We start from the raw sequence: 20,908 nt of genomic DNA, 5'->3' as shown, positions 1-20,908 counted from the left end.
TCGGCAAGCCGTCACGGCAGTTTCCACTCGACCGGCGCCCCGCCCTGCTGCTCCAGCAGGGCGTTGGCCCGGCTGAACGGACGGGAGCCGAAGAATCCGCTGCGCGCCGACAGCGGGCTGGGGTGGGCCGACTCGATGCACGGCACGTCCCCCAGCATGGGCCGCAGGTTGCGGGCGTCGCGGCCCCACAGGATCGCCACCAGCGGCCCGCCCCGCTCGACCAGCGCCTTGATGGCCTGCTCGGTCACCTCTTCCCAGCCCTTGCCCCGGTGGGAGGCGGGCTTGCCCGGCATCACCGTCAGCACCCTGTTGAGCAGGAGCACGCCCTGCTCGGTCCACGGGGTGAGGTCGCCGTTCGAGGGCGGCGTGGGGTGGCCGAGGTCGGCCATGTACTCCTTGAAGATGTTGACCAGGCTGCCCGGAAGCGGCCGTACGTCGGGGGCCACGGAGAAGCTCAGCCCGACGGGGTGCCCGGGGGTGGGGTAGGGATCCTGGCCGACGATCAGCACCCGGACCTCGCTCAGCGGCTGCCGGAACGCGCGGAGGACGTTGTCCCCCGCCGGGAGGTACTGGCGGCCTTCCGCGATCTCCTGCCTGAGGAAGTCGCCCATGGCGGCGATCCGCCCGGCCACGGGTGCGAGGGCCTCGGCCCACCCGGCTTCCACGAGTTCGTGCAACGGACGTCCTGACATGTCCGCGCACTCTATCGGCTTTTCGGTCCCCGTACGGCCCGGCGGCGGAAAGATCGGATGCCCGCTTACCCCCGTGAAGCGGGCATCCGACGCCCTTCCGGCACGGCTCGCCACACACGGGACATTTCCCGTGTCGCTGCGGTGATGCCGGAGGCCCCGGACGATCCGGGGCCTCCGGCCGGTCACTTGACCGAGCCCGCGAGCATGCCCTGCACGAAATACCGCTGGAAGGCGAAGAACAGCACCAGCGGGATGATCAGCGACAGGAACGCGCCCGGTGCGAGGATGTCCACGTTGGTGCCGAACTGCCGCATCTGGGATTGCAGTGCCTTCGTCATCGGCTGGTTCTCGGTGTCGGCGAACACCAGCGCGACGAGCAGGTCGTTCCACACCCACAGGAACTGGAAGATGCCGAGCGACGCGATCGCGGGCTTGGCCAGCGGGAACACCACGGTGGCGAAGATCCGCCACTCCGGCGCGCCGTCCATCCGCGCCGCCTCGAGCAGCTCGCGCGGAATGCCCACGAAGAAGTTGCGCAGCAGGAAGATGGCGAACGGCAGGCCGAACGCCACGTGGAACAGCACGACTCCGAGAATCGAGCCGAAGATCCCGAGGAATCCGTACAGCTTGGCGATGGGGATCAGCGCGATCTGCACCGGGACGACCAGCAGGGCGATGACCACGAGGAACACCGCGTCCCTGCCGGGGAACTCGATCCAGGCGAACGCGTACGCCGCCATGGCCGCGATGCCGATCACCAGCAGCGTCGCCGGCACCGTGATGAGGACGGTGTTCCAGAACGACGAGCCGAAGCCCGACGCGAGCAGGTTCGAGTAGTTGTCGAACGTGAGCTGCGCGGGTTTGGTGAACAGCGTCCACCAGCCGGAGGAGTTGTTGTCGGTCTCGCCGCGCAGCGAGACGACGAGCAGCCCGAGAGTCGGGATCAGCCAGAAGAGCGCGACCAGGATCATGAAGACCTGGACCAGGCCGCCGCCGAGACGGTCGACAGCCCGAGAGAACAGGCCGCGCTCGATCGGCTGCGCGTGCCGGGGTTCGGCCAGGGTGGTCATCCCTCGTCCCTCCTGAACCGGCGGATGTTGAAGATCATGAACGGCACCACCAGCACGAGCAGGAAGATCGAAAGCGCGCTGCCCAGGCCCTGGTTGCCGCCGCCGCCGAACGACACGCGCCACATCTCCAGTGCGATCACGTTGGCCTGCGGCTGCACCGAGCCGGGGGCGATGATGAACACCAGGTCGAAGACCTTGAGCACATTGATGATCATGGTGACGAAGACGACGAGCAGCACCGGCGACAGCAGCGGCACGGTGATCCGGCGGAACACCTGCCACTCGGTCGCGCCGTCGATCCTGGCCGCCTCCAGGGCGTCACGGGGGATCGCCGACAACCCGGCCGCGATCAGCACCATCGCGAACCCGGCCCACACCCAGATGTACGCGCCGATGATCGCGGGAGTGATCAGCGACGGCCCCAGCCAGGTGAGCCCGTTGAACGGCGCCGTGAAGTTCGACTGCGGCAGCCGTACGACGTAGGAGCCGGCCGGAAGACCGGAGAAGCGGAACGTGCCGTCGGCGGCCGTCTCGGTCGTCGCCTTGACCGCGCCGCCGGAGACCGCCTCGACGGTGATGCCGCCCAGGCCCTTCTCCTGCGGGTCGATCTGGTTCAGGGTGCCTCCGCCGCCGCGGACGACGTCGAGCCAGACCGTGCCGCTCAGGCCGTCGCCAGCGGGGGCGGCCTTCGCGGGCGCGGCGTCCTTCACCACGTCCTGGCTCAGGCCGACGAGCGGGATCAGCACCGGCGTGCCCGCCTGCACCTGCTGCTTCGTCACCACCGCGCCGCCCTGCACGACCGCGGGCGCCTGGTCGTTCTCCCGTGGCCGTGCGCCGGGATAGCCCGCGCTGGAGGAGAAGGCGTCGTGGACGGTCGTGATGATGGCGTTGGCCACGCCCTTGTCCGGGTCCTGCTCGTACACCAGGCGGAAGATGACCCCGGCGGCGAGCAGGGAGACGGCCATCGGCATGAACAGCACCAGCTTGAACGCCGTGGCCCAGCGGATGCGCTCGGTGAGCACCGCGAAGATCAGGCCGAGCGCGGTGACGATGATCGGGGCCACCACGACCCAGATGATGTTGTTCCTGATCGTGGTGAGCGTCGAGGAGTCGGTGAAGATCGAGAGGTAGTTGCCCAGTCCGACGAAGCGGTCGCCGGCCGCGTCGTACAGGCTGCGCCAGATCGAGTAGACGATCGGATAGATCACCCACGCGGCGAGCAGCAGCAGCGCCGGCAGCAGGAACATCACCGCCAGTCTCGGCGGCGGGCCGAGACGCACGGGCGCCTTCGCCGCGCCCGCCGTGGCGACCGCGCCGGGCGGGGCCGCCGTCGCGTACCCCGCCGCCGGGCCCGCCGGTGGCTCCTCGGAAGCGGTCAGGGAGTCCGAGGCGGCCGGGGTGTCGGCGCCGGAGCCGGAGAGGGCCGCTCCCGGCTGGGGGGATTCGGAGGAAGGTTCTGCGGGGGGTTCGCTCGGGCCGGAGGAGGCCCCGGCGGCGGAGTCTCCGCCGCCGGCGGCCTGCGGGCCGTCCAACCGTTCGGTCACGGCCGTCTTCCTTTACTTCTTGAAGGCCTTGGCGGCGTCCGCCTCGAGCTTCTCCTGCGTGCCCTTCACGTCGGAGGGGTCGCGGAGGAAGTCCTGCAGGTCCTTCCACTCGCCCTTGCCGTCGGTGCCGCCGAAGGCGCTGGGCGCGAGGTCGGACATGTCGTACCGCACGGACTCACCGGCCGAGATGATCGTCTGGGCGAGCTGCTTGGTCAGGTCGTCGGGGTAGTTGTCGGGGGAGACGTTGCGGTTGGGGGACAGGTAGCCGGGCTGCTTGGCCCAGACCTCGCCGCCCTCCTTGGACGCCAGGTACTCCACCAGCGCCTGCGCGCCCTTGTTGTCCTTCATCACCACCGCGACGTCGCCGCCGAGGATGACCGGAGCGGTGTCGCCCGCCTTCGGGAACGGCATGATCTTGGCTTCCTCGCCGACCTTGGCGCCCGACTGGCCCAGGGAGGCGGCGACGAAGTCGGCCTCGATGACCATCGCGGCCTTCTTCTGGGCGTACACCTGGGTGACGCAGGTCGGGAAGTCGGTCTGCAGCGCGCCGGACGAGCCGCCGAGCATGAACTCCTTCTTGCCGAAGATCTGCGCCAGCTTCTCCAGGGCGGTCTTGACCGAGGCGTCGGTCCACGGGATCTCGTGCTTGGAGAGCTTGTCGTAGTTCTCCGGGCCCGCCGTGGAGAGGTAGACGTTCTCGAACAGGTCGGTCAGCGTCCAGCCGGAGGCGGCGCACAGCGCGAACGGCGAGACGCCGGAGTCGGACAGCGTCTGCGCGTTCTTGATCAGGTCGTCCCAGGTCGACGCGGGCTGGGCGCCGGCGTCGTCGTAGGCCGACTGGCGGTACCAGACGAGCGACTTGTGCGCCGCCTTGACGAGCACGCCGTACACCTGGCCCTTGGCGGAGCCGAGCTCCTTCCAGTACGGGGTGTAGTTCTGGTCGATCTGCGCCTGCACCTCGGCGGACAGCGGCTTGAGGGCGTTCTCGTCGGCGTACTGCTGCACCAGGCCCGGCTGCGGCAGGATCGCGACGTCCGGAGGGTTGCCGCCCTGGATGCGGGGGCCGAGGTAGGCGCCGGTGTCCTCACCGGTGGAGGCGTAGGTGACCTTGGCGCCGGTCTTCTCCTCGAACGCCTTGAGCACCTTCTCGAAGTTGGCCTGCTCGTCGCCGGTCCACTTCGCGGCGACCTCGACCTTCACGCCCTCCAGGGGCTTGGCGGCGCCTCCGGCGGCCGAGGCGCTGCCCGAGGCCGCGGGCGTGCTGCCGGAGTCGCTGCCGCACGCGGCGGCGGCGGCGAGAGCGAGGCACGCGACCATGACGGGGGGGAGTTTCCGCATATCTATCCTCCGAACTGGATGACCTCGCCGAGCCCCTGTTTCAGGTCGGCGACGGTCTCGTCTACGGGTTTGGCAAGAGTGAGCGCGCTGGAGACGGCGCTGGAGATCAGCAGGCTGATCTGGTTGTAGTCGGCGGTGACCGGCCTGGGCCGGGCCGAGACGATCGCCTCCTTGAGCGCGGGCAGGTAGGGGAACCGCTCGATGAGCTCGGGGTCGTCGTACAGGTCCGCCCACACCGGGGGGAACGAGCCCTCGGTGAGCACGAGCCGCTCGTTGTCCCTGCCGGTGAAGTAGCGGATGAAGTCGAGCGCCGACTTCTGCCGCTTCGAGAAGGCGCTGATCGCCAGGTTGTAGCCGCCCAGCGAGCTGGACCCCGGCCCGTTCAGGCCGGGCAGCCGGGTCACCGAGAACTTCCCGGCCAGTTTCGAATGGGCGGCCGGTCCGTACGCGTGCGGCCAGTTGCGGGCGAACAGCAGCCGCCCCTCCTGGAAGGCGAGCCGGGACTCCTCCTCCTTGTACGTCAGCGCCTCGCGGGGGATCCACCCCTCCTTGACGCCGCCGACCAGGAAGTCGAGCGCGGCCCGCGCGCTGCCGAGGTCCATCGTGACCGTGCGGGCGTCCGGACTGAGGATCGACCCGCCCGCCGACTGGACGGCCTCGGCGAAGTTGACGGTCAGCCCCTCGTACGGCAGGAACTGCCCGGCATATCCTCCGATGTGATACTTCGCGCTCAGGCGGGAGGCCTGCTCGCGTAGCTCCGCCCAGGTCTTGGGCGGCTTCAGGTGCTCCTTCTTCAGGATGTCCGACCGGTAGTAGAGCAGGCCCGCGTTGCTGGTGTACGGCGCGGCCCACAGTTTGTCGCGGTAGATGGCGGTGTCCGCGACGCCCTTGAGCAGCTTGTCCAGGGGGAACAGGCTGCGGTCGAGCGGCGCGATCCAGCCGGCGTCGGCGAACTCCGCCGTCCATATCACGTCGAGCGCGAGCACGTCGTAGACGTCGTTGTGCGCCTGCAGGTTGGCCACCATCTGGGCGCGCTGCTCGTCGGCCGCCTCGGGCAGTTCGAGCAGCGACACCGGCTCGTCCGGGTGCGCCTGGTTCCACCGGTCCAGCAGTGGGCGGAGGTACGCGGTGGTGTCCCTGCCGATCGCCAGTGTGATCGGCCCGGTGCCGTCGCTGCCCACGGCGGACTCGGCGCCGGTGTCGGCGAGCCCCGCGCACCCGGCCACCAGGAAGGTGGCCAGAACGGCGACGGCTCGGCGAACCATGTGGCCTCCGTATGAAAAGCGGGTTACATACGTGTTAGGTAGGTGCATGCATGTTATGCATAGCGATAATGTGAGCGTCAACGGATCAGCCCGTAACGCTCCGATAACTGCTCGATACGGCTTGGGGGTGGGCGCGTGCGGCAGTCGCTGCTGGCGCTCCTTGCGAAGGAACCTGCCCACGGATACGAGCTGAAACAGGCACTCGAAACGATCTTCGGCGACGCCTATCCGTCACCGAACATCGGCCAGATCTACGTGACCCTGGGCCGGCTGGAGAAGGACGGGTACGTCCGGTCGGTCGACGTCGAGCAGGCCAACCGGCCGAACAAGAAGGTCTACTACATCACCGCCACCGGCCGGGAGGCGCTGGAGACCTGGGTCGAGGAGCCCACCGAGGGCCCCCGGGTGCGTGACGAGTTCTTCATGAAGCTCGTGCTGGCTCCGATGACCGGGCTGTCCGACCGCATGGCCTTGGTGAACCGGCAGCGACGGCACTACCTTGCGCTCATGAGAGACCTCCGCGAGCTGGCCGAGCGCACCGACCCGGCCAACCGCGTCGCGCTGCTGCTCATCGAGGGAGCCATGCTCCACCTGCAGGCCGACCTCGACTGGCTCGAACGCTGCCAGGAGGACCTGCCATGACCGCCGACGCTCCCGTCGTACGGGCCGTCAACCTGGTGAAGATCTACCAGACCGGCGGGCTGCCCGTGCCCGCCGTACGCGGGGTCGACCTGACCGTCGAGGCGGGGGAGTTCGTCGCCGTCATGGGCCCGTCCGGGTCGGGCAAGTCCACCCTCGTCCACATGCTCGGCGGCCTGGACACGCGCACCAGCGGCGAGATCTGGCTGGACGGCAGGCGAGCCGACACGCTCTCCGAGAGCGGATGGGCGGTGCTCCGCCGGGAGAAGATCGGCTTCGTCTTCCAGTTCTTCAACCTGGTCGCCAACATGACCGTGGCCGACAACGTCGAGCTTCCCGCCCTGCTGGGCGGCGTCTCGCCCCGGCAGGCCAGGGAACGGCGCGAGTACCTCCTCGGCGAGCTCGGCCTGGCCGACCGCGCCGAGGCGTCGCCCGCGCAGCTCAGCGGGGGCGAGCAGCAGCGGGTCGCGCTGGCCCGCGCGCTCGCGAACCAGCCCCGGCTGCTGCTGGCCGACGAGCCGACCGGCAACCTCGACAGCCGCAACACCCGCGACGTGCTGCGCCTGCTCGGCAAGGTGCACGGGCAGGGCCAGACGATCGTGCTGGTCACCCACGACGCCCGGGTGGCGAGCATGGCCGACCGCGTCGTCAGCCTGCTGGACGGCCAGATCGTCGACGACGGGGCGATCCCGAAGTCGCGCCGGCGCCCCCTGGGAGCGGCGGGAGACGTCGTGGAGCTGCGCAGTTGAGATCGTCCGGGGGCGCACGGGACCGGCACGAGGGGGCGGCTTGATCACGACGAGGACCGCGGAGCTGCGGTGGATCCGCGCGGACCTGCGGGCACGCCGGGGCCAGGCCGCGCTGACGGTCCTCGCGGTGGCGGGGATCGTCACCGCCCTGATCATCGCGGCCACGCTGCTGGAGGACGGCACCAACCCCTGGCGCGGCCTGTTCGAGCGCAGCAACAGCGCGCACATCTGGATCCACAGCAAGGACGTCCCCGACGTGTCCGCGCTGCGCCGCCTGAACGGCGTGACCGACGTCGCCGGGCCCTACCGCAGCGCGCCCGCCACGCTGGTGACCCGCGGCCGGCGGGTGCCGATCACCCTGCAGGAGACGCCGGCGGCCTTCCCCGCCGTGGCCCGCCCGCTCCTGCGCGAGGGCCGCTGGCTCGACGTGCGCACCCCGAACGGCGTGGTCGTCGAACGGTCGTTCGCCCGCGCTCTCGGCCTGCGGCCGGGCGGTTCGTTCACCGTCACAGGACTGAACGGCGCGACCCACACGCTGACCGTCGCCGGGCTGGCGGAAAGCGGTGACCAGGGGTTCTATCCGGAGTGGACCCCTGGCCTGGCCTGGACGCTCGCGCAGACGCTGAACGTGGTCGAGCCCGCGCCCGGCCGCACCGAGACCGTGACCGGGCTGCGGCTGGCCGATCCCGCCGGCACCGATCTCGTCGTCCAGAGGGCCGTCTTCACGCTGCGCAACCAGGTGCAGCGGGTGACGACCTGGCGCGAGGTGCGGGCCTCGATGGAGCTGGACAACCGGCTGCTCGGCCTGCTGCTCGCGCTGTTCGGCGGCGCGGGCCTGATCGCCGCCGCGCTGGCGCTCGCCAACGCCGCCGGAGGCCGGGTGCTGATGCAGTTGCGCGACATCGCCACGCTCAAGTCGCTCGGGTTCACCCGGGGGCAGGTGGTCCGGATGCTCGTCGCCGAGCACGGCACGCTCGGATTGCTCGGCATCGCCATCGGTGCGGTCCTCGCCCGGCTGATCACGGCGTACGCGATGGGGGAGACGGTCGTCGTGCCGCTGTCGGCCGGACCGCTCGCCGCGATCATCGTGGGGACCTCGCTGACTGTGCTGGTCGCCGTGCTGGTCCCGGCCTGGCGCGGCGGGCGCACCCCGCCGATCCCGGCCGCCCCGGCGGCGCCGCCGCGCGGGCACCTGTCGCGGCTGGCCCGGGTCGCCCTGCTCGTACGGCTGCCGCCCGCGCTCGTCCTCGGCGCCAGGGACGCCTTCACCCGCAGGACGCCCGCCGCGCTCACGGTGTGCGGGGTCGCCATCCCCATGATGATGATCACGATCGGGCTCGGCTGCTGGACGACCCTGGACGACTTCATCCGCCACCCGGAGAGCGTGGGCCAGGCCGCGGCCCTGACGGTGCGGCCCGGCGAGCTGACCGCCGAGGAGGCGCGCCAGCGCGCGATGGCCGACCAGGACGTGGTCGCGGCCTACCCGGGCGCCGAACTCGACGCGCTCGTCCCCTGGCAGACGAGGACCGTGCGGACCAGGGCCCTCGGCCTGTCCTCCGACCCGTACCCCTTCCCGGTCGTGGAGGGCCGGATGTTCGCCGACCAGGGCGAGGCGGTCGCCGGGCAGGGCCTGCTCGACCTCCTCGGCGTACGGATCGGCGACCGGGTCCGCATGACGATCGGGGGCACCCCGCTGATCGTGCGCATCGTGGGCCGGGTGGTGGAGCCCGAGCAGGACGGCGAGGTGCTGTCGTTCGGGGTGGACAGCCTGGCGGCCAAGGACGCGCTGCCGCCCCAGTTCTACGCCCTGGTGCTGCGGCCCGGCGCCGACCCGGCCCAGGTGCGCGCCCGCCTGCAGGGGCAGGGGCTGGAGGTGGCCCAGGCCGTGAACCCGGCCGACCGGCTCTCGGTCATCCGCGTGATCATCGTCGCGCTGGTCGCCGTGCTGGCCCTGATCGGGCTGGCCAGCCTGCTGACGGCCAGCGCGCTCGGGCTGCGCGACCACGTCTTCGACCTGGCCGTGCTCAAGGCCATGGGGCTGACCCCTCGCCAGGTGATGGCCACGCTGGTCACCGCCACCGGCCTGCCCGCCGCGGTGGGGGTCGTGCTGGGGGCCGCGGCGGGGGCGTCCTGGTCGCGCTGGCTGATCGACCTGGAGGGCCGGGGCAGCGGTGTCGGCGCCGGCATCGGCCGCGCCCCGACGCCCGGCATGCTCGCCGCGACCCTCCTGATCGCGGTCGGCGCGGCGTTGCTGGTGGCGCTGATCCCCGCCAGGCGGGCGGCGCGGGCGCAGGTGCCCGTCACCGCCCGCTGAGGCGCGGCCCCCTCAGACGCCCTCTCAGGCGTCCGGGGACCTGCGCAGGGACAGCCAGTAGAAGCCGTAGCCCGGCAGCGTGAGCAGGTAGGGCAGGTCGCCGACCGTCGGGAAGGAGACCCCGCCGCGGCACTCGACCGGGGTGACCCCGGCGAAGCGCCGCAGGTCGAGCTCGACCGGCTGGGCGAAGCGCGAGAGGTTGTTGACGCACAGGACCACGTCGTCGCCCTCCTCCCGCAGGAAGGCCAGCACGCTCGGGTTCGGCGACCACAGCTCGTTGTAGCTGCCGGTGCCGAAGATCGGGTGCTCCCGCCTGATCTGCAGCATCCGCCGGGTGAAGTGCAGCAGCGACGACTCGCTCTTGGTCTGCGCCTCGACGTTGACCGACTGGTAGCCGTACACCGGGTCCATGACCACGGGCAGGTAGAGCCGGCCGGGGTCGGCGTCGGAGAACCCGGCGTTGCGGTCCGGGGTCCACTGCATCGGCGTGCGGACCGAGTCGCGGTCCTCCAGCCAGATGTTGTCGCCCATGCCGATCTCGTCGCCGTAGTACATGACCGGCGAGCCCGGCATGCTGAGCAGCAGCGCGGTGAACAGCTCGATCTGGTCCCTGTCGTTCTCCAGCAGGGGGGCCAGGCGCCGCCGGATGCCGAGGTAGGCGCGCATGCGCGGGTCCTTGGCGTACTCCGCGTGCATGTAGTCGCGCTCCTCCTCTGTCACGGTCTCGAGCGTCAGCTCGTCGTGGTTGCGGAGGAAGATGCCCCACTGGGCGCTTTCCGGCAGCTTGGGGGTGCGCGACATGATCTCGGAGATCGGCTCGCGGCTCTGCCGGCGCACGGCCATGAAGATGCGCGGCATCAGCGGGAAGTGGAAGGCCATGTGGCACTCGTCGCCGCCCACGGTGGGGTCGCCGAAGTACTCGACCACGTCCTCGGGCCAGCCGTTGGCCTCGGCGAGCAGCACCCGGTCGGGGTAGAGCCGGTCCACCTCGGCCCTGATCTTCTTGAGGTAGTCGTGCGTCTCGGGCAGCCCGGCGCAGGAGGTGCCCTCGCGCTCGAACAGGTAGGGCACCGCGTCCAGCCGGAACCCGTCCACACCGAGGTCGAGCCAGAAGCGGATGACCTCCATCATCGCTTCCTGGACGGCCGGGTTGTCGTAGTTCAGGTCGGGCTGGTGGTGGAAGAACCGGTGCCAGTAGTACTGCTTGCGCACCGGGTCGTACGTCCAGTTCGACTCCTCGGAGCCCACGAAGACGATGGGGACGCCGGAGTACTTGTCGGGGTCGTCCGACCAGACGTAGAAGTCTCCGTACGGGCCGTCCGGGTCGGTGCGGGACGCCTGGAACCACGGGTGCTGGTCGCTGGTGTGGTTCATGACCAGGTCGGTGATGACCCGCAGGCCGCGCTCGTGCGCGGCCTCGATCAGCTTCACGAAGTCGCCGAGGTCGCCGAACTCCGGAAGGATCTTGAGGTAGTCGGAGATGTCGTAGCCGCCGTCCCTGAGCGGGGACTCGTAGAGCGGCAGCAGCCAGAGGCAGTCGACCCCGAGCCACTGGAGGTAGTCGAGCTTCTCGATCAGCCCGCGCAGGTCGCCGGTGCCGTCGCCGTTGGAATCCTTGAAGCCGCGGACCAGTACCTCGTAGAAGACCGCGCGCTTGTACCAGCGGGGGTCTTGCGAGGTGAAGTCGGTGATCTCCGGGAGATCGCCGGTGGAGGCGCCGAACGACCCGGGAACCGGGTCAGGGCAGGGCGCAGCAGCGTTCATCTGGTTCTCGCTTGAGGAAAGAAGGAGCGTGTTGTCAGGTCACACCCGAGCTTTGAAGCTCTCGCCACGATGTTTGGCTCTATTTGACCAAAACTACCACTAGAAGTGGCCTGACCGAAAAGGCTGACGCCGGTCTGACATGCAGTTTTTACCTGTTTTCAGGTGATCACGTACTGCTACCGCACAGACGCGCCCCAGAACTGTGCGGGTCACCCGCCCGACGGCGCAGGCCAGGGCGGGGTGAGGTCGCCGAGCACGTCCTCGTAGTCGGCCAGCCAGGCCCCGAACGCCACCAGGGCGCGCAGCCAGAACCGCGAGTTCCACGACCCGAAGGCGGTCAGCGCGTCGGGCCCGCCGGCGATCGCGTCCAGCATCTGGGGCGACATCAGCCCGGGGATCTCCGCGGCCCTGACCAGCATCCGGTGGTTCCACTCGCGGGCGACCGGCCCGTTCGAGCGCAGCGGCACCCGGCGGTTCGGCATCAGCGGGGTGTTGGTCGAGGGCAGCGCCGCCACCCGGGGGTTGGCGGCCCGCAGGACCTCCCGGTAGAACCTGCCGCCCTCCTTGCGGGCGACCGGCACCGACAGCGCCGCGTCGAAGAACTCCGGGTGCAGGAACGGGAAGACCGGGGTCGCCTCGGGGCCGACGAGGTTGACCGGGGACCGGGCGATGCCCCGCACGGTCCGGGTGTGGAGCACGCTCAACGGCAGCTCCGCCCGGTGCCCGTGCAGCATGGAGGTCGCCCGGGTGAACGCCGTACGGACCCGGTCGTCCATCCACGCGGCGGCGGCCTCGCCGAGCACGGGGATGTGGGCGTCGCCGGTCGCCAGCGCCTTGAGCAGCGCCTCGCGGCGGGTCGCGCCCGTCCCCGCCCCGACGGCGTCCGCCGTGATCAGGAAGTTCTTCATCAGCGGGCCGCCCGCCAGGCCGTCCACCAGCGCCCGGCCCGCGCCGTGCACCTCACGGGCGAAGGGGGAGTACCACGCGTGGTGGCTGGTGAGGAACTCCAGGCGCCGGGCCGCCCACAGCGCCTCCTGCGGGTAGGCGGCCGGGTCCTGCGGCATGATCCGATGCGGGATGCCCAGCTCGCGGGTGATGTAGCGGGCGAAGTCGATGTCGTTGTCCAGCCCGTCGTCGGGGCTGGTGGTCCACGACTCGACGTCCATCTTCCTGGCCACCGCCACGCTGGCCAGCAGCCGCGAGTCGTACCCGCCGCTCACCGGCACCAGCACCCGCTCGTACGGCTTGAGCGCGTCGTGCAGCAGCGCGACCAGGTCGTGACCCGTCACGCCCCGGTCCACGGGCTCCTCCCGCACCCAGCGCGGGGCCCGCCGGTCGGCCCGCAGCCTGCGCTCGCGCCGCGACCAGGTCAGCGCGGTCGCGCCGGGCAGGCGCCGGATCTGGCGATACGGCGTGTCCTCGAGCAGCGGGTAGGTCAGCGTGAGGATCGCCGCCCACGCCTCCCAGTTCACCTCGTACGGCCGCCGGGCCAGCGCGAGGAGCGGCTCGATCAGCGAGGAGAAGTAGACGGCGTCGCCGTCCTGGAGGTAGTAGACGTCGACCAGGCCGAGACCGCCCGTGTGCAGGCTCACCGTGTCGGGCTCGTCCACCAGGCCCGGGGTCTCGTACGTCTCCGCGACCCGCAGCCACGCGTTCGCCTGGGGCTCGCCCCCGGTCTCCGGCCGCAGGCCGCCCCACGCGTACGCGGTCGCCCGGGCTCCCGTGGCGTACGGCGCCAGGGGGGCCGACGCGAGCAGCGCGGCCTCCGGTGCGGTGTGCACGGCCTGGACGGCGGGGCCCGACCGCGCCAGCAGGTCGAGCGTTGCCTGCTCGAAGGGCCCGACGGCCCCGCAGACGTACGGCCTGGCCTGGAATCGCGGCCACTCACCCTTGCGCACGGTTTGCCCTCCCTTGAACCGCAGCCGAGTCTACGGACCTCCCGGCCGCCCAAGGGGCGGCGATGTCCGAGTCGACGAAGGCGACTTCGGGGGTGCCTGGTCGCTGGTCTCGTGGCGATCTGGTCGCGGAGTGGCAGGGTGTCGGTCAGCGGGGGATGTGACTGACGAGGTGGACGAGGTCTCGGCTCTGGCTGAGAGCGATCAGGGCGTTCTGCGAATATTGTGACTCTGGTCCTGAAGGTCTACCGCGGAGTCACCCCCTATGAGCGAGGTAAGCGAGCCGGCAGCCGGACAGCCCGAGCGGAGCGACCCGGCGGCGCTGCGGCAGGCGCTGGCGGAGGCGGTGGAGCGAGCCTCCGGCGCGGCGGAGCTCGCCCGGCTGATCACCGACTACCAGCGGCGGCTGGAGGAGGTGGCGCGCTCGGAGGCCGAGGCCCTGACCAGGATGCGTGAGGCCGAGGCGCGGCTGAAGACGGTCGAGCGGCAGAACGCGCAGCTCGCCAAGCAACTCGCGGAGCAGAAGTACCAGACCGAGGTCGCCAACTGGAAGCTCGCCTCGCTCCAGGAGAGCCGGTGGATCAAACTCGGCGACGCGATCCACAGCAAGAAGCCCGGCACGGTGGCCAGGACACTCAAGGCGCCGGTCAGGAAGCGCCCCGCGCCCAAGCGCTCGGACTTCAAGCCCGAGGTCCCCGCCGTCCCCGAGGTGAAGGCGGCTCCCGCCGCACCCGAGCCCAAGGCCCCGCAGGTCTCCGCGCCGCTCGCCGAGTCGTTCGTGGTCCCCAAGGGCCCGACGGCCAGGCCGTACATGACGGTCGCCGCGATCGTGGACCGGCAGACCGAGGCGCTGCTGCGGTACGAGTGGCGGCTGGTGACCAACTTCGGCCCGGACAACTGGGAGGCCATGCTCGACCAGCAGCGGCCGCACGTGCTGTTCGTCGAGTCCGTACGGCCCGGCCCCCGGCAGGGCAACGGCGGGCGCTGGCTGGAGGCGCTGGCAGGGGAGACGCGGGCGCTGCGCGACCTGGTGGCGGCCTGCCACAAGCGGGGGGTCAAGACGGTCTTCTGGCACTCGGGCGGCGCGGTGTCGCGAGCGGTGCCGGCGGCCGAGCACTTCGAGTACGTGCTGGCCACCACCGAGGCCCGGGCCCGCGAGTGGCGCTCGGCGCTGCGGCACGACCGGGTCGGCGTGCTCCCGCACGCGATCCAGCCCCGCGTGCATAACCCCATCCCCGCCGAGGGCGGCAGGACCGGGGAGATCGTCACCCTCGGCACGGTCACCCCTCCGGCCGGCGGTGCGGCCTGGCAGCCACTGGCCGGGCAGGGCGACGACCCCACGGCGTACGACGACGTGCTGACGGCCTACCGGCAGCCGGCCCTGGTGATCGCGGGCGCCGACGCCGAGCCGAGGGTGATAGGGGAGGTCGCGGCCTGCGGCACCCCGGTGCTCCAGGTGCGGGCCGGGGCCAAGGGCGAGGAGATCCTCGCGGCGGCCGAGATCCTCATGGCCGACGCCGGACGGCTGGACAGGGAGGCCCACCTCGCCTGGCGGGCCCGCACGAGCGTCACCCCGCTGCTCGACCCGATCCTCGACACCCTCGGCGTGCCGAGCGTACGGGGCAGCGGCGTGATCACCGCGATCACCGCCGTGTCCGACCCGGCCGAGCTGGACCGCCTGCTCGCCCAGGTCACCCGTCAGATCGAACGGCCCGGCCAGATCGTGATCGTGGCCGACGGCCTGGACGCGGGCCTGGTGGACAAGACGGTCCGCCAGGCGTGCCCGGACCTCGACGTCGTGGTTCGCGCCACCGAGGAGCCGGTCACCCGGGGCGCCGCCCTCGACCGCGCGATCAGGCTCGCCGACGGCGACTACGTGGCCGTGCTCGACGCCAGGGACCTGTACGGCGAGCACTACCTGGCCGACCTCGTCCGGCACTTCGCCTCCACGGACGCCGAGGTGCTGGGGAAGGCGTCGTTCTACGCCCACCTGCCGGGAACCGGCGCGACCCTGCTGCGCCAGCCGGGGGCCGAGCACCGGTTCCTGCCGGAGGTGGCCGGCGGCACCGTCCTGGGCCGCCGCCAGGTCCTTACCGGCCTCGGCTTCGCCGACGTCTCCGAGGAGTGGGGCGAGGTCCTGATGCGGCAGTGCCGTACGGACGGGGTGCGGGTCTACTCGGCCGACCGCTACTCCTACGTCTGCGTCCGCGACTCGGCGGAGGGTTCGCTGCTCGGCTCGGCGCGCATGGAGGGATACGTCCCCGCCGAGCCTCTCGCCCTGTTCTAGCCCACCGGCCTCACCCGAGGTCGAGCACGGCCTTGCCGTGGAGGCGGCGGCCGAGCAGGAGCGCCACCGCCTCCTGCGCCTTCTCCCAGCCGCCGCGCCAGGAGATCCCCGGATCGAGACGGCCGGACGCGACCTGCCCGGCGAGCCAGGTGAGGTCGGGAGCAAGCCCGCCGCAGGCGAGCAGGAAGAACGTGACCACCGAACGGTCATGACGGGCCTGGTCGCCGAAGAACGCGCCGAACGGGAAGGTCTCCGGCTCGCCGGTCACATGTCCCACGGCCACCAGGGTGCCGCCCTCGGTTAGCCTGTCGTACGCCTCCACGAGGGTGGGCCCGCCCACCATGTCGAGCACGCCGTGCACCGGGCCGCCGAGGGCGGACGGCCGGTCGACCACCTCGTGCGCGCCGAGTGCCCGCAGGCCGTCGCCGTGCGCCCCGGGATCGCCGGTGGACGCGATCACGTGGGCCCCGCCGAGCCGGGCCAGCTGCACGGCGTACCTGCCGACCCCGCCGGTGGCGCCGGTGACCAGCACCCTCCTGCCGAGGATGGGGCCGAGCCGGTGCAGGGCGCGCAGCGCGCTGCCGGCGGCCACCGGGATCGTGCTGATCGCGCCGAGGTCGGCGTTCTCCGGAAGCGTGCCGATGTGAGAGGTGTCCACGGCCCGGTACTCCGCCCACGCGCCGTCGACGCCGAGCGTCACCACGGGGGTTCCCGCGGCGGGGCCGGACCCGTCGGCGGCGGCCCGTTCGACCACCCCGGCCGCGTCCCATCCCGGTACGGCGCCGTCGGAGGCGTTCTCGATGCCGAACCTGACCTCGCCGTAGTTGAGCGAGGTCGCGGTCACCCGGACCAGCGCCTGATGCGGGGCGGGCTCGGGGTCCGGAGCCTCGCCGAGCCGCAGGCCGGCGGGCGCGGACCTGTCGACGAGCAGAGCGCGCATGAGTCGTCCCTTCCCGAAAGTGCCACTCGGTGGCAGAAGCGCTGCGCGGCCCACTATGTCACTCGGTGGCATTTGCCATCAAGCGGCACTTTGCGGCGAGGCTAGACTGGCCGCGATGACCACCACCGCCGTTCCGGCCGACGAGCTCCCGCTGCGTGAGCGCAAGAAGCTGCGCACCCGCCGGGCGCTGGTCGACGCGGCCCTGGAACTGTTCACCGAGCGGGGTTTCGAGGCGACGACCCTCGACGACCTGTGCGCGGCCGTGGAGGTCTCCAAGCGCACCTTCTTCCGCAACTTCGGCAGCAAGGAAGACGTCGCGCTGACGCCCGCCCAGGACATGTGGGCGACGTTCCTCGACGAACTGGAGCGGTGCGAGCCCGGCGCCGGGCGCCCCGTCATCGCGCTGGCGCAGGACTGCCTGCTCGTCGCCGTCGCACGGATGACCGACGACGGATGGGCGCGCCAGGTCCGGCTCGGCGAGCGGCTGGCCGCGCGGATTCCCTCGGTGGGGGCGTACGGCCTGCACTTCTGCGAGCGCACCACCCGTGAGGCGCTCGCGATCCTGCGCCGCCGTTTCGATCTGGGCGGCGCGGACGACCTGCGGGCGAGACTCGTGCTCGACATGCTCATCGCGGCCTGGCACGCCGCTCTGGAGTCCTGGACGTCCATGCCGGGCGAGCCCGGGGCCGCGGATCTGGCCGAGTGCCTGCGGGAGGCGTTCGCCGCGATCCCCGGGTGCCTCACGCTGACCGCCGCGCCCAAGGACGGCCCGGGCGCGCCGTGATCATGGAGGCGCTGCGTGAGGTCCTCGGCGCGCCGCCCGTGCCGCAGGGGTCGTGGGAGCGGGAGGCGCGGTTCGTCTCCACCGCCGCGCTGCGGGGGACGGCGGAGCCCCCGGCCGAGGCGGCGGAGCGGCTGGCCGTACGGCTACGCGAAGTGCCCGGGGTGCGGCACGTGGACGTCCGGCCGAACGGATTCCTGGTCGTCGAGATCGCCGCGCCGGGAGAGATCGTCCAGGACATCCTGGCCGCCCCGCTCGCCGCGCCCCCTCGGAGAACGGGCTCCACGGCGCCGTGGCCCGATTTCCCGCGCACCTGGGACAACCCCGGTTTCGCCGTGCGGTACGCGTACGTGCGGGCGGGAGCCGTACAGCGGTGGGCGCGCGACCTCGGCGTGCCGACCGGCGCGGCGGCGCGGTCCGGCCTCCTCGACGGCCCGTGCGACCGGGCCGTGCTGCGGGTCCTGGCCGAACTGCCGAGCAGGAGGGACAGCCGCGATCCGGGATGGGCGGCGTACCTCGAACGGCTGGCCGAGGTCTACCACGCCGCCGTTGAGCACGCGTCCCCGATCCCCAGGGGCGACGAGCCGCCGTCGGAGGTCCACGCGGCCCGGGTGCGGATGGGGGAGGCGGTGCGCCGGGTGCTCGGCGAGGGACTGGCGGAGCTGGGTGTCGCCCCGCCCGGCAAAATCTGAACAAAACCAGCGGATGGCGGAAAGTACTGTCGCCGATGACCTGCGGATCTGAATATCTTCCGTCCGGGCCGTCTCGCAGGGTGAACAGCGGGCGCGAGTGAATCGCAGGGTCGGCTAGCCTCGTTCGGGTGAGTCGATTCGCCCACCCCGCCGGCGACCTGCACGCCGCTTCATCGATCGTCGCCGTGACCGCCGGACACCCCGAGGAGCGTCCGCGGCAGGTGCCCGCCGACCTCAACGCGCTCGAACCGGCCATCTGGCCGCGAACGTCCGGCCGGGCCGACGGAGCCGTCACGATCGGCGGAATCGACGTGCGTGACCTGGCGAAGGAGTTCGGCACGCCTCTGTACGTCATCGACGAGGAGGACTTCCGCTCACGCTGCCGTGAGTACCGGTCCGCCTTCCACGACGGCGAGGTCCACTACGCCGCCAAGGCGTTCCTGTGCCGTGAGGTCGCCCGCTGGATCGACCAGGAGGGCCTCGGCCTCGACGTGTGCAGCGCCGGTGAGCTCGCCGTGGCGCTCAGCGTGGGCTTCCCGCCCGAGCGGATCACGCTGCACGGCAACAACAAGTCGCTCGCCGAGCTGGAGAAGGCCGTCCAGGTCGGCGTGGGCCACATCGTGGTCGACTCGTTCGAGGAGATCGCCCGCCTCGGCTTCCTCGCCGACGAGCACGGCGTGCGGCCGAAGGTGATGATCCGGGTGACCGTGGGCGTCGAGGCGCACACCCACGAGTTCATCGCGACCGCTCACGACGACCAGAAGTTCGGCCTGTCGCTGAGCAGCGGCGCCGCCGCCGAGGCGGTGCGGCGCATCCTCGCGCTGCCGCAGCTCGAACTGGTCGGCCTGCACTCCCACATCGGGTCGCAGATCACCGACACCGGCGGTTTCGAGGTCGCGGCCCGCCGCCTGGCCCGGCTGCTGGTCGAGATCAAGGAGGAGCACGACGTCGTGCTCCCCGAGCTGGACCTCGGCGGCGGATACGGCATTCCGTACGTCGTGGGCGACGAGACCCTGGACGTCAAGGTCATCGCGGACGGCCTGCGGGAGATCGTCACGAAGGTGTGCGAGTCGGCCGGACTGCCGGTGCCGCGCCTCACGGTCGAGCCGGGCCGCTCGATCGCCGGAGTGTCCGGCGTGACCCTGTACGAGGCCGGTACGGTCAAGGACGTGGAGGGTCTGCGCACCTACGTGAGCGTCGACGGCGGCATGAGCGACAACATCCGCACCGCCCTCTACGGCGCCGAGTACACGGCCGTGCTCGCCTCCCGCGTGAGCCAGGCGGCGCCGATGCTGTCACGCCTGGTCGGCAAGCACTGTGAGAGCGGCGACATGGTCGTGCGCGACCTGTACCTGCCGGGCGACCTGGCCCCCGGCGACCTGATCGCCGTCGCCGGCACCGGCGCCTACTGCCGGTCGCTGGCCAACAACTACAACTATCTGCCCAAGCCCGCCGTCGTCGCGGTGTCCAACGGCCAGGCGCGGGTCATCATCCGCAGAGAGACCGAGGACGACCTGCTCAGGGGGCAGCTGTGAGCGGCCGTCCCGGACAGTCCGGCGGCGAAGCGAGGAGGGGTCGTGAGTAAAGCCAAACCGGCGCTCAGGGTCGCGCTGCTGGGCTGCGGTGTCGTCGGGTCGCAGGTCGTGCGTTTGCTCCGCGAACAGGCCGACGACCTGGCCGCCCGTGTCGGCGCCCCGCTCGAGCTGGCCGGCGTCGCCGTGCGCAGGCTGGGGCGCAAGCGGGACGCCGATGTGGACCCCGCCCTGCTCACGACCGACGCGGAGGCCCTGGTCACCCGTGACGACGTGGACATCGTCGTCGAGGTGATCGGCGGCATCGAGCCCGCCAGGTCGCTGATCCTCGCCGCCATGGCGCACGGCAAGTCCGTGGTGAGCGCCAACAAGGCGCTGCTGGCCGAGGACGGCGCGACGATCCACCGGGCCGCCCGCGAGAACGGCGCCGACCTGTACTTCGAGGCGAGCGTCGCCGGGGCGATCCCGCTGCTGCGCCCGCTGCGCGAGTCGCTGGCCGGCGACCGGGTGCGCCGCGTGCTGGGCATCGTCAACGGCACCACCAACTACATCCTCGACAAGATGGACTCCACCGGCGCCTCGTTCAACGACGCCCTGGAGGAGGCCCAGGCGCTCGGGTACGCGGAGGCGGACCCCACGGCCGACGTCGAAGGCTTCGACGCCGCGGCCAAGGCGGCGATCCTGGCCGGCATCGCCTTCCACAGCCGGGTGACGGCCGCCGACGTGCACCGCGAGGGCATCACGGAGATCACCGCGGCCGACGTAGCCTCGGCCAAGGGCATGGGGTACGTCATCAAGCTGCTGGCCATCTGCGCCCGCTCCGACGACGGCCGGTCCGTCGGGGTCCGGGTGCACCCCGCCATGATCCCGAGGTCGCACCCGCTGGCCGGGGTGCGCGAGGCGTACAACGCCGTCTTCGTGGAGGCCGAGTCGGCCGGGCGGCTAATGTTCTACGGCGCGGGCGCGGGCGGCGCGCCCACCGCCAGCGCCGTGCTGGGCGACATCGTCGCCGTGGCGCGCAACCGCCTCGCCGGCACCCGCGGGCCGGAGGAGTCGACGTACGCCGACCTCAAGGTCCACCCGATGGGCGACAGCGTCACCCGCTACCACGTGTCGCTGGACGTGGCGGACAAGCCCGGCGTGCTCGCCCGGGTGGCCGAGATCTTCGCCGGCCACGACGTGTCGATCCAGACAGTGCGACAGGAGGGCCGCGGCGACGACGCCCAGCTCGTGCTGGTGACCCACCGGGCCAGCGACGCCGCCCTGTCGGGCACGATAAAGGACCTGCGCGACCTGAACATCGTCCGCGCGGTCGCGAGCGTCATGCGGGTCGAGGGCGACGACACGCCCTGACGGCGGCTTTGTCCGACATCGAAGGCACTCCCGGGTGCCGCACCCGGGAGTGC

At 71.6% G+C, this 20,908-nt stretch carries 16 protein-coding genes; 8 read left to right on the top strand and 8 right to left on the bottom strand.

The genetic code is table 11. The features are described 5' to 3' along the window. Nucleotides 1–11: 11 nt before the first annotated feature. From Msi02_RS09190 to Msi02_RS09170, 5 genes are all read right to left on the bottom strand, one after another. Complete coding sequence (locus Msi02_RS09190; protein WP_079317103.1) at nt 12–692, bottom strand: uracil-DNA glycosylase; 681 nt, start codon at nt 690–692, stop codon at nt 12–14. A 182-nt stretch (nt 693–874) separates the two neighbouring features. Beyond that, a complete protein-coding gene (locus Msi02_RS09185; RefSeq protein WP_204047930.1) occupies nt 875–1,762 on the bottom strand; it encodes a carbohydrate ABC transporter permease in 888 nt (295 codons plus the stop codon). Then, nucleotides 1,759–3,009, bottom strand: coding sequence for an ABC transporter permease (locus Msi02_RS09180; protein WP_204048002.1), 1,251 nt, complete (start codon nt 3,007–3,009; stop codon nt 1,759–1,761). Before Msi02_RS09180 ends, Msi02_RS09185 begins: the two co-directional genes overlap by 4 nt. Nucleotides 3,010–3,318: 309 nt before the next feature. Further along, nucleotides 3,319–4,644 carry an ABC transporter substrate-binding protein gene (locus tag Msi02_RS09175; RefSeq protein WP_204047929.1) on the bottom strand — a complete coding sequence of 442 codons (1,326 nt, stop codon included), beginning with the start codon at nt 4,642–4,644 and terminating at the stop codon, nt 3,319–3,321. Nucleotides 4,645–4,646: 2 nt separating this feature from the next. Continuing rightward, on the bottom strand, nt 4,647–5,909 hold the full coding sequence (locus Msi02_RS09170) for an ABC transporter substrate-binding protein (RefSeq protein ID WP_204047928.1): 1,263 nt from the start codon (nt 5,907–5,909) through the stop codon (nt 4,647–4,649). A 135-nt stretch (nt 5,910–6,044) separates the two neighbouring features. Between Msi02_RS09170 and Msi02_RS09165 the strand changes: the two genes are divergently transcribed. From Msi02_RS09165 to Msi02_RS09155, 3 genes are read left to right on the top strand one after another with little or no spacing between them, the layout of a single operon-like run. Beyond that, nucleotides 6,045–6,551, top strand: coding sequence for a PadR family transcriptional regulator (locus Msi02_RS09165; protein ID WP_079317111.1), 507 nt, complete (start codon nt 6,045–6,047; stop codon nt 6,549–6,551). Continuing rightward, a complete protein-coding gene (locus Msi02_RS09160; protein WP_079317113.1) occupies nt 6,548–7,297 on the top strand; it encodes an ABC transporter ATP-binding protein in 750 nt (249 codons plus the stop codon). Before Msi02_RS09165 ends, Msi02_RS09160 begins: the two co-directional genes overlap by 4 nt. Before the next feature lie 40 nt (nt 7,298–7,337). Further along, nucleotides 7,338–9,611, top strand: a complete 2,274-nt coding sequence (locus Msi02_RS09155) for an FtsX-like permease family protein (RefSeq protein ID WP_239108250.1) — start codon at nt 7,338–7,340, stop codon at nt 9,609–9,611. A 24-nt stretch (nt 9,612–9,635) separates the two neighbouring features. Here Msi02_RS09155 and treS read toward each other — a convergent pair whose 3' ends face one another. Together treS and Msi02_RS09145 are read right to left on the bottom strand one after the other, a co-directional pair. Then, a complete protein-coding gene (gene treS, locus Msi02_RS09150; protein ID WP_204047927.1) occupies nt 9,636–11,375 on the bottom strand; it encodes a maltose alpha-D-glucosyltransferase in 1,740 nt (579 codons plus the stop codon). 209 nt (nt 11,376–11,584) lie between these two features. After that, nucleotides 11,585–13,273, bottom strand: a complete 1,689-nt coding sequence (locus tag Msi02_RS09145; protein WP_204047926.1) for an asparagine synthetase B family protein — start codon at nt 13,271–13,273, stop codon at nt 11,585–11,587. Between the two features lie 262 nt (nt 13,274–13,535). On the opposite strand from Msi02_RS09145, the gene Msi02_RS09140 reads away from it, so the two are divergent. Next, on the top strand, nt 13,536–15,557 hold the full coding sequence (locus Msi02_RS09140; RefSeq protein ID WP_204047925.1) for a glycosyltransferase: 2,022 nt from the start codon (nt 13,536–13,538) through the stop codon (nt 15,555–15,557). Between the two features lie 10 nt (nt 15,558–15,567). On the opposite strand, the gene Msi02_RS09135 is transcribed toward Msi02_RS09140, so the two are convergent. Continuing rightward, nucleotides 15,568–16,497, bottom strand: coding sequence for a zinc-binding dehydrogenase (locus tag Msi02_RS09135; protein ID WP_204047924.1), 930 nt, complete (start codon nt 16,495–16,497; stop codon nt 15,568–15,570). Nucleotides 16,498–16,612: 115 nt separating this feature from the next. Between Msi02_RS09135 and Msi02_RS09130 the strand changes: the two genes are divergently transcribed. The 4 genes from Msi02_RS09130 to Msi02_RS09115 all read left to right on the top strand — a co-directional run bounded on the left by Msi02_RS09130 (nt 16,613) and on the right by Msi02_RS09115 (nt 20,855). Continuing rightward, a complete protein-coding gene (locus Msi02_RS09130) occupies nt 16,613–17,281 on the top strand; it encodes a TetR/AcrR family transcriptional regulator (protein WP_204047923.1) in 669 nt (222 codons plus the stop codon). Nucleotides 17,282–17,283: 2 nt separating this feature from the next. Further along, on the top strand, nt 17,284–17,970 hold the full coding sequence (locus Msi02_RS09125) for a DALR anticodon-binding domain-containing protein (RefSeq protein WP_204048000.1): 687 nt from the start codon (nt 17,284–17,286) through the stop codon (nt 17,968–17,970). Nucleotides 17,971–18,098: 128 nt separating this feature from the next. Next, nucleotides 18,099–19,505, top strand: a complete 1,407-nt coding sequence (lysA, locus tag Msi02_RS09120; RefSeq protein ID WP_079317123.1) for a diaminopimelate decarboxylase — start codon at nt 18,099–18,101, stop codon at nt 19,503–19,505. Nucleotides 19,506–19,547: 42 nt separating this feature from the next. Continuing rightward, entirely contained in the window at nt 19,548–20,855 is a 1,308-nt protein-coding gene (locus tag Msi02_RS09115) for a homoserine dehydrogenase (RefSeq protein WP_079317125.1), read from the top strand. Nucleotides 20,856–20,908 lie beyond the last annotated feature (53 nt).

The sequence above is a fragment of the Microbispora siamensis genome (genome assembly GCF_016863095.1).
In the GTDB taxonomy this organism is placed as follows: Bacteria; Actinomycetota; Actinomycetes; order Streptosporangiales; family Streptosporangiaceae; genus Microbispora; species Microbispora siamensis.
This window is presented reverse-complemented; position numbering and strand designations above follow the sequence as displayed.